We start from the raw sequence: 13888 nt of genomic DNA, 5'->3' as shown, positions 1-13888 counted from the left end.
ACACGTTATGGGGTATGGGCGGGCTCTCATTGTCCTTAGCAGCGTGTGGGCAAGCAGGCTATCCCCAAAGTCCGCATAACTCTGATAGGAACCTTCTCAAAATACCTCAGTTGCTTTCCGGAACAAAGAATGGCGCTTACACAGAATATAATCTGAAAATCCAAAATGGAACTTCAACATTTTTTGAAGGCCGTTCGACGTCCACTATCGGCGTAAATCAGGCCTATCTCGGTCCAACGCTTCAAATGGATGTCGGATCTATTGTAAAAATCAATGTCAACAACACGCTGCAAGAAGATACTACACTTCACTGGCATGGTTTCCACGTGCCGGCCAAATATGATGGCACACCACACCAGACGATAACACCGGGTGAGACCTGGACCGCGCAGTTTGAAGTACGCCAAAAGCCCGCCCTTTTCTGGTACCACTCTCACGCCCACAAACAAGCCGGTCCGCAAGTGTATCGCGGCCTTGCGGGTCCCATTATCGTAAAAGATCCCAATCGACTTGAACCTGACTTACCTAATACCTACGGCGTCGATGACGTGCCGTTGATCGTTCAGGACAGACTGTTCGGGAATAATGGCGAGCTAGTGTATTTAAGATCTATGCATGACATCATGATGGGAATGCAGGGCGACACCTTGCTCGTCAATGGTGTGGTTGACCCTGTTTTTGAGAGCAAGACTGAGCTTTTGCGCCTACGATTGCTTAACGGCTCGAATGCTCGCATTTATGACTTTAAGTTCGCGGACCGACAAACCTTTTTGATGATTGGATCCGACGGGGGGCATTTAGAGACCGCTTTAGAAATGTCGCAGTTAAGGCTTTCGCCGGGAGAGCGTGCAGAGATCCTCGTTGATATGCGCTATGGTCAGCCACGGCAGTTGATAGCTGCATCCACAACGAATGGAATGGGTATGATGGATGGCGCTATGATGGGCGACCGATGGTGGCGTGGTAATAATCGCAGGGATACAGACACATCAGCTTTCAACGTCTTACTTATCGTCCCCAACGCAAACCTAGACTCCTCTCCGCCAGTACCCACAACCTTCAAGAAACACGCCGCTATCGATCCAGGAAGTGCCGTAAAAATGCGTCAATTTGTGCTCCGAATGGGGATGGGTATGCGGGCAGAAAATGGGTTTACGATAAATGGCCGTTCTATGGATATGGGCCGTATTGACGAGCGCGTGAAGTTGAATACGACGGAAATTTGGGAAGTCCAAAACGCTTCTTGGATGCCTCATCCGTTTCACGTACATGATGTCCAATTCAGAATTTTGGACCGCAATGGTAGGCCCCCTGCTCAGCACGAAACCGGCTTAAAGGATACTGTACTGCTAGCGCCGCGCGAGCGCGTGCGGTTGCTGTTGTCATTTAAAGATTATGCAGACCCGGATACACCTTACATGTACCATTGTCATATACTCGAACATGAAGATGCCGGGATGATGGGGCAGTTCGTCGTCGAAACATAATCCATACAATACCTAACAGACCGAGTGGTTATCCCGATCTCCTATCCTGTTTGATTGGAAGCTTCATATGAGCGCTCACCCAACCTATTCAACCGATAGTATCTTGATTTGCAACTATCTGTTTCTCTGAAGGTCTCATACCTTTCAACATCACTATTGCTAAACCAAGAACAATGGCGATGTCAGCGAGATTGAAGGTTGGCCAGTGAAATCCTAAAACATGAATATCAATGAAATCTGTAACAACGCCGTCAATCAGACGGTCAATGGCGTTGCCCAGAGCGCCGCCGATGATCAATCCGGCCCAGATTGCATCATGCTTATACGTGGCGCGCCACAACCGCATCGCCAAATAAGCAGACACGATGAACGCGATGAAAGCCAGTGCCCATGGCGCCCACTCGCTGTTTGAACTTAGCAGACCGAAGCTGACGCCGCGATTATACCCCAGTCTCAAATCTACAAACGGGAGCAGCTCAACCAAGCCGCCGGACTCGGTCAAATAGGGTATCATAGTGGCTTTTGTGGATAGGTCGGCGATCAGGATCACTACCGCGATAGAGGTTCCCAGCCAACGAACGTGCTGCGTCATTCTGGGTTTGCCTCACTCGCCAACGGGTCTGTCTTGCGGGACGTGACGACACTTAGATCGCGACGCGCATCGCGCAAAATGTTCCACGCCGAATGAAGAAACAAAGCCGCAATCAGGAAGGCCACGATGAGGTCGGGCCAGCGAGTAGACGTCAAGGCAACCAGACCTGCGGCGATGATAACAGCCACATTGCCGATCGCATCATTGCGTGAAAAAAGCCACACAGCGCGCATATTGGCGTCACCGTCGCGATAAGGCAGCAAAGGCAGGACAGCGATGAGATTCACGATCAAGGCAACTAACGCGAAAAGTCCCATTAAGCCGGCTTCAACAGGTGTGTCCGTGAGGGTCTTGAGAACGGTAGAGGCGAGCACCCAAAGCCCGAGCAGGCCGAGAAAGATGCCTTGAATGAATGCAGACCGCGCCCGCCAGGCCAGCGACCAACCGATCGCAAGTAGCCCGAGAAATGTGATCGACCCGTCGCCTAAAAAATCGAGGGCATCTGCTTTCAGCGCCTGAGAATTGGCCATGAAGCCCCCGAAAAGCTCTATGACGCCGTAGCCCACATTCAAGGCAACAACGATCCATAGGGCTCGGCGATAACCGGGTGAACGGATCTGTTCTTCATCAACTCCGCAGCAATCATCATCCGCCATAGCCTATCCTCTCCTCCTAACATTTGAGCGAAAACAGCTTCATGGAACGGCGTTACGACCGTCAAACTTGTCTGTTTCATTCATTGATTTAGTTCGTTGCACCCTATAGCTGCTATAGGTTCAAGGGGAAAAATGAAATGCCAGACCAAAACCGTTCAATTGGGCAGTTATCAAAACTCTCCGGGGTAAAAATCACGACAATACGGTATTATGAGTCTATCGGACTGCTCCCTGAACCGGGACGCACATCAGGTGGACAGCGAGTTTATGACGAAGCGTCGTCCAATAGGCTGCTCTTTATTCGGCAATGCCGTGATCTCGGCTTTCCAATCGAAGCCATTAGGGAACTCATTGACCTTCAATTGACTCCTAATGCAGATTGCCTGTGTCCGTCGTCAGGTAATTTGAGACTTCAGGCTGCCTGACTTAAGGAGGGTCTGGCGCATCTGGTTTGAGTTAAGCAGCGGATTGGGCGTGCTGCAAGCGCCGTAGTTTCATCGTCCTCCTTTTGATTTTCTCACGTTCGAGCAGGATGGTCTGGCCGCGGCCCGTATAGACATCTGCCGGAGTGAGATTGTTCAGGCTCTCGTGATAGCGCTGATGGTTGTAGTAACCGACGAACGCATCGATCTGCGCTTCAAGGTCTCCGGGCAGGAAGTAGTTTTCCAACAGGATGCGGTTCTTCAGCGTCTGATGCCAGCGCTCGATCTTTCCTTGCGTCTGGGGATGATACGGCGCGCCGCGCGTATGCTGCATGCCTTTGTCGGCAAGATACTCAGCCAGATCGCCAGAGATGTAAGACGGTCCGTTGTCTGAGAGTAGTCTCGGGCGATGAACCACATTCACTTCATCGAGTCCGGAAGCTTCAAGCGCCAGGTTCAGCGTGTCCTGCACATCGCTCGCCGCCATGCCCGAGCAGAGCTTCCAGGCGATGATGTAACGGGAGAAGTCGTCCAACACGGTGGAGAGGTAGAACCATCCCCAGCCGATCACTTTCAGATAGGTGAAGTCGGTCTGCCAGAGCTGGTTGGGCGCGGTGGTTTTCTCCCTGAACTCATCGGCCGCTTTCATCACGATGAAGGCCGGGCTGGTAATCAGGTCGTGCGCCCTCAAAAGCCTGTAAACACTGGCTTCCGAGACGAAGTAGCGCTTCTCGTCCGTGAACGTCACGGCCAGTTCGCGGGGAGAAAGGTCCGGCCGGTCGAGCGCCATTTCCAGCACCTGCTGACGCACCTCATTCGGGATGCGGTTCCAGACCCGGCCAGAGCCGCCGCGCCGATCCTCAAGCCCGGCTTCACCGAACCGCCGGTAAAGGTCATACCAGCGATAGAAGGTCGGACGTGACACGCCGATCTGTTCCAGCGTTCTTTTCACGGGCTGATGCGATTGCTCCACCAGCCGGATGATCTCCAGCTTCTCGGACGCGGGGTATCTCATTCGATATCCTCCCCATCCCCGATCACGCTTTTTTTGAGGATGCGGTTTTCCAGCGTCAGGTCGGCAACGACCTCCTTCAGATCGCGCATCTCACGCTTCAGGCCACTCACCTCGCCGGATGTCGCCTGCCGCTCCGTGTCGCCCGACAAGCGCTTCTTGCCAGCTTCGAGAAACTCCTTCGACCAGGTGTAGTACAGCCCCTGAGCGATCCCCTCACGCCGACACAGTTCGGCAATCGAATACTCGCCGCGCAGGCCTTCCAGTACGATGCGGATCTTCTCTTCGGCGGAGAATTTACGCCGGGTCTTGCGGCGGATTTCCTTCACATGTTTTTCGGCCGATCCCTCCGGCCCGGATTTCTGTCTCATCTTCGTCCCCTTGGCGGGCTACGATGTGCCAGAAATCCTCCTTAAGCAATTTTCCCGATCTGTCTCATGGTCGCTGACGGGGGACAATTGTCTTTGTTGTGCATGACTTTTTAATAAGAAATGTTGCATAATATGGAGCATGACCCCTATATTGTGGGTGATGGAGACAGAACATGACCGCGCTTGCAAAACTAAAAAGGAAATTGCGCCCCGGACAGGTGTACCGGCGCAAGGAGCTTGCGACCTGGTCAAACGCTGTCGATCGACATGTTGGACAGCTGCTTGACGAAGGACGCCTCGAAAAGGTTGGGGCAGGGCTCTATATGGCTCCGAAGAAAACTCGGTTCGGGCAGGCACCCGCCAAGCCGGAGAAGCTGGTTGAGTCATTCCTGGGGGATGACCGGTTTCTTATGGTTTCGCCAAACGCCTATAACAGCCTCGAATTGGGAACGACGCAGCTCTACAATGAGCCGGTAGTTTATAATCGCAAACGGCACGGCCATTTCGAGCTGGATGGCCGACGCTATGACTTCCGCATGCGGACCTCTGTTCCTTCAAACCTCAGCGAAGAATTCCTCCTGGTGGATCTGTTGCACAACCTCGATCGGCTTCCCGAGGAAAAGGCAGCAGTGCTTCCCAAGGCACTTAGGCGTGCGCGACGTATGGACCGCGCGCGACTGTCACGTGCGGTGAAGGATTTCGGATCGGCGCGGGCTGCAAGGCTCCTCAAGCCTGTATTGAACCCTGATCAGGCAACCGCCGCGTGACCCTCCTGCACGCACTGCCTGATTTTGCCGACCTCATCGCTGTTGCTGCGCGAAACAACACTATCGATCCGGGCCTCATCGAAAAAGACTACTGGTTGATGCACTGCCTCTGGGGACTGCAGCAGCTTGACTATAAGTTTGAGCTGAAAGGCGGAACTTCGCTGTCAAAGGGATACGGCCTCATCGACCGTTTTTCGGAAGACATCGACATCCTGATCCACCCAGAGACCGACCTCCAGTATGGCCCAAACCACAACAAGCCTGCGCAGGTAAAGGCGCGTCTCGAATTCTTCAACGGTCTGGCCGAAGCCATCAAAATTCCTGGCATTATCGAAGTGGTCCGCGACGAAGAGTTCGACGACACACGCCACTATCGCGGCGCAGGCATTCGATTGAAGTATGAGTCGGTGAATCCACTGCCAGAAGGGCTGAAGGCAGGCATCCTGCTCGAAGTCGGGTTCGACCAGGTGGCGCCGAACCGGCCATGTACGATTTCGTCCTGGGCTTACGAACTTGCAGTCGAGAGTGGGATTGCAGACCTGACCGACACCCGCGCGGTCGATGTGCCTTGCTATGAGCCGGGCTATACTTTTGTCGAAAAGCTCCAGACCATCTCAACGAAATTCCGAAAGCAGCAGGCGGACGGCGACATGCCTATCAATTTCATGCGCCACTATTATGACGTGTACTGCCTGCTCGCTGACGCCTCAGTGAAAGAGTTCATCGGAACAGACGCGTACAAGGACCACAAGGCCAAAAGGTTCCGCAAGGCAGATGAACCGGACCTCACCAGGAACGAAGCCTTTCTGTTGAGCGACGCAGAAACGCGAAAGGCGTACGCGGACGCTTATGCGAAGTCACGAGCGCTTTACTACAGGGAGCCTGCACTCTTTGACGATATTCTGGCACGCATCAGCCGGCGCCTGCCGGAACTTTGAATGATCGTTGCTCGCAGGGAAACCTCTAACCCTCTGAAATAAAAGGAATTACTAGCTTACTCTTTTGTTGGGTGCGCCCTCCCGCACCCAATAGCGCCCCTGGCTTCGGCCAGGGGCGTTTTCTTTTGCCGGAAATGCCGGACACACCTCACGCCCCTGTGCTAGGCTCACGCCAGTTGCCTGAGTGATAACAAGGAGCGCTGTTGCGATGCCTGCAGATGGAGAGACAGACCTCAAGGAAACAGTTACGGAGCAAGTCCTGCTGGAACGAGCCTCCAACTGGTACGACGAACTTTCCAGCCGCGCCGACGAAATCGAGCAGGGGCGCAAGCTCCCGCAGGATATAGCCGACCGGCTGGCCGCAGACGGCTTCTATGCCATGTGCAACCCGCCCGAATGGGGCGGTGCCGGCGCGTCGCCGCTCGACTATGCCCAAACAATCGAGACGCTCGCGCGCGCCGATGCCTCGGCGGCTTGGTGCGCCTTCATTGCAACGACGGCCGCCTACAGTATGTCTTTCGCGAATACGCAGGCGGTACAGCGGCTGCTGCAAGAGCCCGGTGTGATCGCGGCCGGCATCTTTGCCCCTATAGGCCTTGCCACCCCGACGCTCCACGAGGGCGTTGACGGCTATGTCGTCAATGGCCGCTGGGCCTGGGGGTCTGGTTCGCAGAATGCGCACTGGATCAGTGCGGGGTGCTTCCTTGCGGACGAAAGCGGGAAGATCGTGCCTGATGAGAAAGGCCGTCCGCAGCATCTTTCGGCAATCTTCGCCGCAGACCAGCTGACCTTCATCGATACCTGGACAGTGACCGGATTGCAGGGAACCGGATCGACGGATTTCGAGGTCAGCGATGCCTTTGTTCCCGAAGACAGGATTGTCCGAGGGCTCGGCACGGCCCGCAGCGACGCGCCGATTTTCCGTTTCCCGGCCTTCGGCATGCTTGCCATCGGGATTGGCGCTGTGGCACTTGGCGCTGCGCGCGGCGCGCTCGACGACATCTATGAGCTTGCAGTCGGCAAGGTCCCGGCAGGCTCACGCAGCCCGCTGGCGGAAAAGTCCTCCACACACCGGGATGTCGCGCGCGCTGAGGCCTATTTGCGCCAGGGCCGCGCCTTCCTGCATGAGGCGATCGATGCGGCCTGGTACGAAGCGCAGTCTGGCGCCGTCCCTGTTGCGCTCAAGCGGGATCTCAGGCTGGCGACGACCAGCGCTGTCGAGTCGGCCAAACAATCGGTCGACCTCATCTATGAACTGGCAGGCGGAACGGCCGTTTACCGGACATCTCCCATCCAGCGCCGCTTTCGTGACGTGCACGTCGCAACCCTGCACATGATGGTCAAGCAGCAGACCTATGAACTCGCCGGCCGGCTGTTCATGAACCAGCCCACCGATACCTCGCAGCTCTGAGAGGCGGCGCGGTCATTCCTCGCGGTCGCTTTGCTTTGCGTCTTCCTGTCCCTCGCCCTCAGGCTGTGAGGGCTGATCGCTTTGGGCGTCCGGAGGGCTGTCCGTCCCGTTGCCCGGCCCGGTCGTATTGCCCGAAATGCCGGGGAAGACACCGTCATCGAAATCGCGCTTCCACTGGATGGAGATATGCTGGCCATCTTCAGTACTGGTCGCCGCTTCGACTTCGATATTTGTGACCGGTTCCCACTCGATCGCGACGCCGGGCGCGCCCGTCGCGCCCGAGCGGACTTCAAGATAGACGTCTTCCGTCAGATACTTGCCGCTCGTCACCTGCACGTCGCCATTCGTGCCGGAGCCGACATCGAACGTATCGAGGCCGAGCGCGCGTTCGAGGCCGCCCAGCAGGTCAAACCCGCCGCCACCCGACAGCTGTGCCAGCGCGGCCGCAAGCCGGGCGGCCTCGAGCCCGCTCAGCTGGGTCGGGGAACGCCCGAAGAGGACCCGCGAGAGCACCTCGTCCTCGGGCAGGGCCGGATCTGATGTAAGGGAGACTTCCGGACGGTTGATCGTGCCGTCCACGTTGAGAATTGCGGTGATATCGTCGCGCGTCTCATGTGTGGCGGAAATATCGAGCGGGGATGCGCCGATATCGGGCGACAGCCGTACGGTGCTGTCGGCAAACTGGAAGCGCTTGCCGATCAGGTCGAAACGTCCGCGAACAATCGACGCCGACCCGGTAATGACGGGCTTGCCCAGCGAACCGCGGATCTCTGCGTCCATGGACAGCTCAGCATTGACGCCGCGCCCGCGCACGTCGATCCGGCCGGGCGCTGTGAGCTGGATATCGAGCCGGGTAGCCGCCTCGTCTTCTTCCTCATCGGCCGGTGCGACCGGCTCGGAGAAATTGACGTCCAGGGTTGGCGGGCCGCCGGTCGGCAGATTCTCGATATTGATCTCGCCTTTGTCGACGGTGAGATCGCCGATGATCTCCAGGAGATCTGGCTGCTGGCGCAGCTGCATCGTGCCGCTGACGGTAGCGCGTCCCTCGCGCCGTTCAGTCACGACAAGCTGGCGCGCTTCGATGCTGACATCGCTTTGCGCGGACCCATCGACAGCCATCGTGCCGCTGCCGGTCAGCGTACCGCCTGAACGGCCTTTGGCGCTGAGGCTTGTCAGATCGACCGTGCCGCCGCCGAGCTTCGCGGCTGCATCGATCTGATTGAGCACCATGCCGAGGTCGCCATGCTCAAACTGGCCGTCGGAGAAGGCGAGAGAACCGGTGAAGCTTTCATTGAGGTCCGGCAGGCGGCCCGACATTTCGAGGTCCACGATGCCGCGCAGCAGCATGTTCGGCGGAACGATCAGTGCAGAAACGGCTTCGATCTGGCCATTGACGGACGCCTGAAAGGGAATCTCAGCATTGTCCTGCAGCTGGATGAGCGGTGCTGCCGGCATCGTCCGTACCGGGATGGTGAAATCCCACGCCGCTTCCAGGCTCTCATTGTCGCCCGCACGAATATCCGTCACGAGTTCGGTCGGGTGCAGATCTCCGGAAAGGATGAGGTCGATCGGTGGAAGCTGAGAATCAGGGCGGCCGACCGATATCAGTTCTGCGCTGAACGGCCCGGCAAGACCGCCGTCCACCTCGTCGAAGGCAACATCGATATTTAGGGTGCCATCCAGGCCGGGGCGGCCTGCAATGATGAGCAGTGGCGCAATCTTGAGATTTTCCCCGTTCAGGCGGATGGCCGTCTCGCCGCGTGTAGTCACATTGGGGCTGAGCGTTCCGCCGAGTGCGGCGAAGCGGGCGCTGGCTTCGAAACCATCGTCATATTGCGTATACCGGATCGGATCCTGCGTGGTCAGTCCGATATCGCCAAGAACGGCCGACAGGGACGTTGTAAGATCGAGTTGTCCGCTTGTCAGTCCGCTCAGCTTGCCGTCCATGTTGAAAGCTGTCTCATAGCTCAGCGCATCAATCCTGGTACTGCCCTCGAGCTCGGCGACAAAGTCGATATCGTCCGGTGTCCCGTTGGCGCGCAGAACGAAGGCATCAGCTTCTGTCGGCCCGAAGGCAACGGTCTGGAGCGAGGCATCGAGGACCAGCTGTTCGCCGGCGATTTGCGCATCGGCGGATACAGACCGTGCCGGCAGGCCCGGTGGCAGGTCCCCGCTAAGGGCCAGCTCGCCGCGAATCTCCCCAATCCTGCCACCGCGTCCCGACAGGTTCGCAACGGCTTCAAGTTCGCCCCACTGGCCTTCAAACCCGCTGACTTGCCAGCGGGCACCGTCGAGCGAGAAGGCGGTCGATAGCGATATCGGTCCATTGTTGGAGGTCTCCGACTCCAGCTCTGCATCGGCTGACAGCTTTCCTTGGCCATAGCGCCCGTCGGCCAGCAGGCTGATATTGCTGAACCGGATACTGGAGTTCGCCAGAGAAGGCGCCGTGAGGCGGGTGTCGAAGGCGAGGTCCGAGAACGGACCGTTGAGGCTTGTACGCCCGCTCACGCTCTCCAGCCGCAGCCCGGCGAAACTGGCCTCGCCCGCACTCAGGTCGGCATCGGCTGAGAGGACGCCTCCGCTCAGCTGGCCGGCACCATCGAGCCGCAGCGTGCCCGAGCGCAGCGAAAAGGCAGACAGTTGCACGCCGCCGCCGGCGAACGCCCCGCGCGCGGAAATACGGGCCGTTCCGTCGCTCCACTGGTTGAGCGGCGTTGGCAGGGAGCCAAACCGGGTCAGCTGCGAGTTCAGCGAGAAACCTGTGCGTCCGGGGCCAGCCCGGTCCGCCTTGAACTGGCCATTCAGCTTGACCGGTCTTGCGAGATTGGCGGCGGCGCCATCGATGGAAAAACTCCCGGCAAGATTTGCCGTGAAGGCCGGGCTGAACCGCAGCGTGCCCGCAGCGCTCACCCGGCCGGCCTTGCCGTTGACAATGGTCTCGCGCAGGTCGAGCGAGCGGTTTTCGAGGCTGTACAGCGCGTTCAGCTTGAGCGTTGGCTGCGCGCCGGCAACCCGCCCCGCGACGCCCGGAAGGACGGCGCTCTCGCCGGATAGCGTGGAGCGGATGAGAACGGTGGGCCTGTCGTAAACCGCGCTCAGAGGACCTGACACCATATCGGCTTCGAAGGACGGCACATCGACGCCCGTCGCCTCGATATTGCCCTCGAACCGGGCCGCGCCGTCGCCATAGACCAAGACGCCGTCCAGTAGGGCCCGGTCGACCTTGATGCTTTCGCGCCCGGCATAACGTGTTGGCTCGTCGACGGTCAGCTGTACATCGGCGCTGTAGGCGCCGTCCTGGGGCGGGCCAGCCTGGGCGCGCAGCTTCAGGCCCTCGGCACTGGCAGTGAGGTCCAGCAAGGCGCGGTCCTCCTCATCTCTGAGCAGGCTGCCTTCAATTGTCAGCGTATCGCCGAGCGTGTTCGAAATCGCGCGGGCAAGCGGATGGCGGCCGGGATAGGCGACCAGGTCAAACGCAATCGCGTCCTCCTGGGTGCCAGCGTCTGCCGTGATCGCCGGTTCATCATCGATTGTGATCCTCGCATCGCCCGACCAGTCGTCGCGCGTGCCATTCGCGGTCAGCTGCGCAGCGATGGATTGGCCGGGCTCAAGCCGGGCGAGGGATGCGAACAGTCCTCCGGCCGGTCCGTCCAGGTCCAGCGTGCCCTGCAGGCGCAGATCGTGCGACCAGGTCAGGTCCGCAGTCAGCGTATCCCCGTCTCCCTCGGTCGGCAGGACAGAGAGTTTTGTGTTGCCGCCATCCTGGCCGACTCGGCCCTGGCCATTGATTTCGAGGCTGAGCGCGCGCGGCAGGACACCGGCCTCGGTGCGCAATTCACCGATCCGCAGCTTGTCCAGCTCGCCAGCACGTAGCGGCATCGACCCACCGCCGTCGGATGATGATCCGCTGGAGACAATGTGCGGGCGCCGCTGGACATGGATAAGATCAGCTTCCAGCGTTTCGACAAGCAGGGCTCGCTTGCGCAGGGCGAGTGGTTTCCAGTCCGCCAGGACATTCTCGGCGACCAGCCACACGCCTTCATCATCAGAAACTGACAGACGCCTGATCCTGAACGTGCCGAGCAGGTCCCCGGAAAGGCCTTCGAGTTCGATATCCTGGCCGGAGGGATCGGCGGCTTCGATACGTTTCTCGACAAACTGGCGGCCGAACTCCGATTGTGCAGCAAAGCGCAGGGCGAGCAGGAAGGCCAGCACAAGGCCAAGCAGCGCGCCAAGGGCGATCAGGCTCCATTTCAGGATGGGCCTGCGCTTTCTGTCCTTGGTGGGGGCGGTCTCGTCGCTCATCAGAAGGCCTGCCCGAATGAGATGTAGATCTGGACCGGGTCATCGAAGTCCGACGGGTTGAGCGGGGCCGCGATATCCAGACGGATCGGACCTGCAGGCGTGTTGTAGCGAAGCCCGATACCGGCGCCGAACTTCGCGTCGTCGAAATTGGAGAACTCGTCGGTTGAAACGCTGCCGGCATCAACGAAGGCCACGAGGCCTATGTTCTTTCGCCAGGCATAGCGTGCTTCCAGCGATGCCTCGACGACCGACTTGCCGCCCAGCGGCGTGTTGTCCGCTCCGCGCGGGCCAATCGCCTGGTAGGCAAAACCCCGAACGCTGCCGCCGCCGCCGGAATAGAAACGGTCGTCCACCGGAATGTCGGCCGCGTTCGCACCGAGCACGGCGCCCGCCTTGAATCGTCCGGCGAGGACAAAACGCTTGTCCTCGTCGAAAGGAACATAAGCGCTGACCTGACCGACCGAGCGCACATAGGGATTGGACTCGTCGCCAAAGGTATAGCTCGGCTCTACCCGGCCATTGATCCGCCAGCCTTCGCGTGGGTCCAGTACGCTGTCGCTCTTGTCGAGGCGCGCATCGGTGAAGACAGAGAAAATCTGAAGGTCGCGTTCGCCCAGCTCGTCCTGCTCGCGCACCAACTCGGCATTGACGCCATAGGAATAGGTGAAGTCGGTGCTTCTGGCGACTTCGAAACTCGCGCCGAGCATTACGGCTTCGCGCTCATAGGCGTCGGTCGTTTCGGCAATCAGGCCGCCATTCAGGACGAGCCCGCGGCCATAACCGAATTCGTTCGGACGGCGCCAGAGGACGTTGAGCGACTGTTCAAGCTCGGCCAGGGTCAGGCTGGTAATCAGCGAGTCGCCACGCCGGCTGAGGTTGCGGCGGGCGTACTCCGCCTGCAGGCCGTAGCCTTCGGCGGTGGAATAGCTTGTCCCCAGGGCGATCGTATTGCGCTGGCGCTCAGCGACGGTCACGATCACGTCTCGCGTTTCGGTGCCATCTTCGTCGATCGCGCTCGGCTCATCAGCGAGGGACGCACGCGCCACGCGGAACAGACGCGTTTCGACCAGGCGTGTGTTGAAGGAGGAGAGCTTGCCCGGACTGTAGATCTCGCCAGCTTTATAGGGGATCAAGCGTTCCAGGTACGTCGCCTTGGTGACCATCTCATGCTCGGGCAGGATCGTCTCGCCGATGCGCACGCGCGGACCCGAGCGGACCAGATAGGTTACCTCGATTGTTTCGGCTTCCCGGTCTCCGATGACGCGCTTTTCGCGAATCTCGGCATAGGGATACCCCTGTTCGCGCAGTTGGGAGACGATCCAGCGCTCCGCATCGAGGACCCGGGCCGGAATGGCAGGCTGGCCCTGGCTCACCGGCAGGTCTGCACGGATATCGGTGGCAATCGCTTCAAGTGGGGGTGAGCCGTTGAAATCCACGGCGACCGGACCGAGCGAAAAACGCGGGCCGGGATCGATCCTCAACTGGGCTGAAGGCGGCTCGCTGCTTTCGATCCCAAGGTCGATCCGGGGGGCGTAATGGCCAAGGCTGTTCAGTGTCTTGCGGGCTGCGCTGACGGCGCGGCGGCCTTGTCGGCGGGCTTCAAGAACCGTGGTCGGACTGCTTTCGTCCGGCATGGCGCTGCGCACTTGCGACATGACCTCGTCGCTGGCGTCGTCGCCGACGAATTGCACCTGCACGGGCGCAGCCGCTGCTGGCAATGCCAGCAACGTCACAGCAGCGACAAGGACTGTTGTGCGTATCGTCATCCACTTCGAGCCGTGCTGGCACATCCGTGTTGTCTCATGCAAAATCTGCACGAGATCGGATGCACCCGGACCGGCCATTCTCTACTTCAAACCGAACCTGCCCTCCAACAACGCCTTTTCCAGTCCGGCGTTGCGAAAGGACGCTGCAAATGTAAGGCGCC

Annotated in this window: 9 protein-coding genes and 1 pseudogene; 5 read left to right on the top strand and 5 right to left on the bottom strand. The window is 59.0% G+C overall.

Going from position 1 to position 13888, the window contains the following annotated elements; translation table 11 throughout:
* Positions 1 to 110: 110 nt before the first annotated feature.
* Positions 111 to 1487: a multicopper oxidase family protein gene (locus tag D1223_RS15880; protein ID WP_198943683.1), complete on the top strand. Its 1377-nt coding sequence runs from the start codon at positions 111 to 113 to the stop codon at positions 1485 to 1487.
* 88 nt (positions 1488 to 1575) lie between these two features.
* Here the strand turns inward: D1223_RS15880 and lspA are convergent, their stop codons facing one another.
* Both lspA and D1223_RS15870 read right to left on the bottom strand, forming a co-directional pair.
* On the bottom strand, positions 1576 to 2079 hold the full coding sequence (lspA, locus tag D1223_RS15875; RefSeq protein ID WP_084391394.1) for a signal peptidase II: 504 nt from the start codon (positions 2077 to 2079) through the stop codon (positions 1576 to 1578).
* On the bottom strand, positions 2076 to 2735 hold the full coding sequence (locus D1223_RS15870; protein WP_084391393.1) for a cation diffusion facilitator family transporter: 660 nt from the start codon (positions 2733 to 2735) through the stop codon (positions 2076 to 2078). Before D1223_RS15870 ends, lspA begins: the two co-directional genes overlap by 4 nt.
* Before the next feature lie 137 nt (positions 2736 to 2872).
* Between D1223_RS15870 and D1223_RS15865 the strand changes: the two are divergent.
* Positions 2873 to 3118: pseudogene (locus tag D1223_RS15865) on the top strand (MerR family transcriptional regulator); the annotation flags it as partial.
* A 73-nt stretch (positions 3119 to 3191) separates the two neighbouring features.
* Here D1223_RS15865 and D1223_RS15860 read toward each other — a convergent pair.
* A protein-coding gene (locus D1223_RS15860; protein WP_112073798.1) for an IS3 family transposase occupies positions 3192 to 4540 on the bottom strand; the annotation gives its coding sequence in 2 pieces (ribosomal slippage) (positions 3192 to 4207 and positions 4207 to 4540; 1350 coding nt in all).
* A 173-nt stretch (positions 4541 to 4713) separates the two neighbouring features.
* Between D1223_RS15860 and D1223_RS15855 the strand changes: the two genes are divergently transcribed.
* The 3 genes from D1223_RS15855 to D1223_RS15845 all read left to right on the top strand — a co-directional run bounded on the left by D1223_RS15855 (position 4714) and on the right by D1223_RS15845 (position 7656).
* Entirely contained in the window at positions 4714 to 5307 is a 594-nt protein-coding gene (locus D1223_RS15855; protein ID WP_084394437.1) for a hypothetical protein, read from the top strand.
* Entirely contained in the window at positions 5304 to 6245 is a 942-nt protein-coding gene (locus D1223_RS15850; protein ID WP_119377416.1) for a nucleotidyl transferase AbiEii/AbiGii toxin family protein, read from the top strand. The genes D1223_RS15855 and D1223_RS15850 overlap by 4 nt, the downstream gene beginning before the upstream one ends.
* A gap of 208 nt (positions 6246 to 6453) precedes the next feature.
* Positions 6454 to 7656, top strand: a complete 1203-nt coding sequence (locus tag D1223_RS15845) for an acyl-CoA dehydrogenase family protein (RefSeq protein WP_119377415.1) — start codon at positions 6454 to 6456, stop codon at positions 7654 to 7656.
* A 12-nt stretch (positions 7657 to 7668) separates the two neighbouring features.
* Here D1223_RS15845 and D1223_RS15840 read toward each other — a convergent pair whose 3' ends face one another.
* Both D1223_RS15840 and D1223_RS15835 read right to left on the bottom strand, forming a co-directional pair.
* Positions 7669 to 11961 (bottom strand): translocation/assembly module TamB domain-containing protein, encoded by a 4293-nt coding sequence (locus tag D1223_RS15840; protein ID WP_119377414.1) that lies wholly within the window; start codon positions 11959 to 11961, stop codon positions 7669 to 7671.
* A complete protein-coding gene (locus D1223_RS15835; RefSeq protein ID WP_233353206.1) occupies positions 11961 to 13805 on the bottom strand; it encodes an autotransporter assembly complex protein TamA in 1845 nt (614 codons plus the stop codon). The genes D1223_RS15840 and D1223_RS15835 overlap by 1 nt, the downstream gene beginning before the upstream one ends.
* Positions 13806 to 13888 lie beyond the last annotated feature (83 nt).

This window comes from Henriciella mobilis, from assembly GCF_003576285.1.
Taxonomy (GTDB): domain Bacteria; phylum Pseudomonadota; class Alphaproteobacteria; order Caulobacterales; family Hyphomonadaceae; genus Henriciella; species Henriciella mobilis.
Note: the sequence above shows the minus strand (reverse complement) of the source record. Positions and strands in the feature narration are given on the sequence as shown.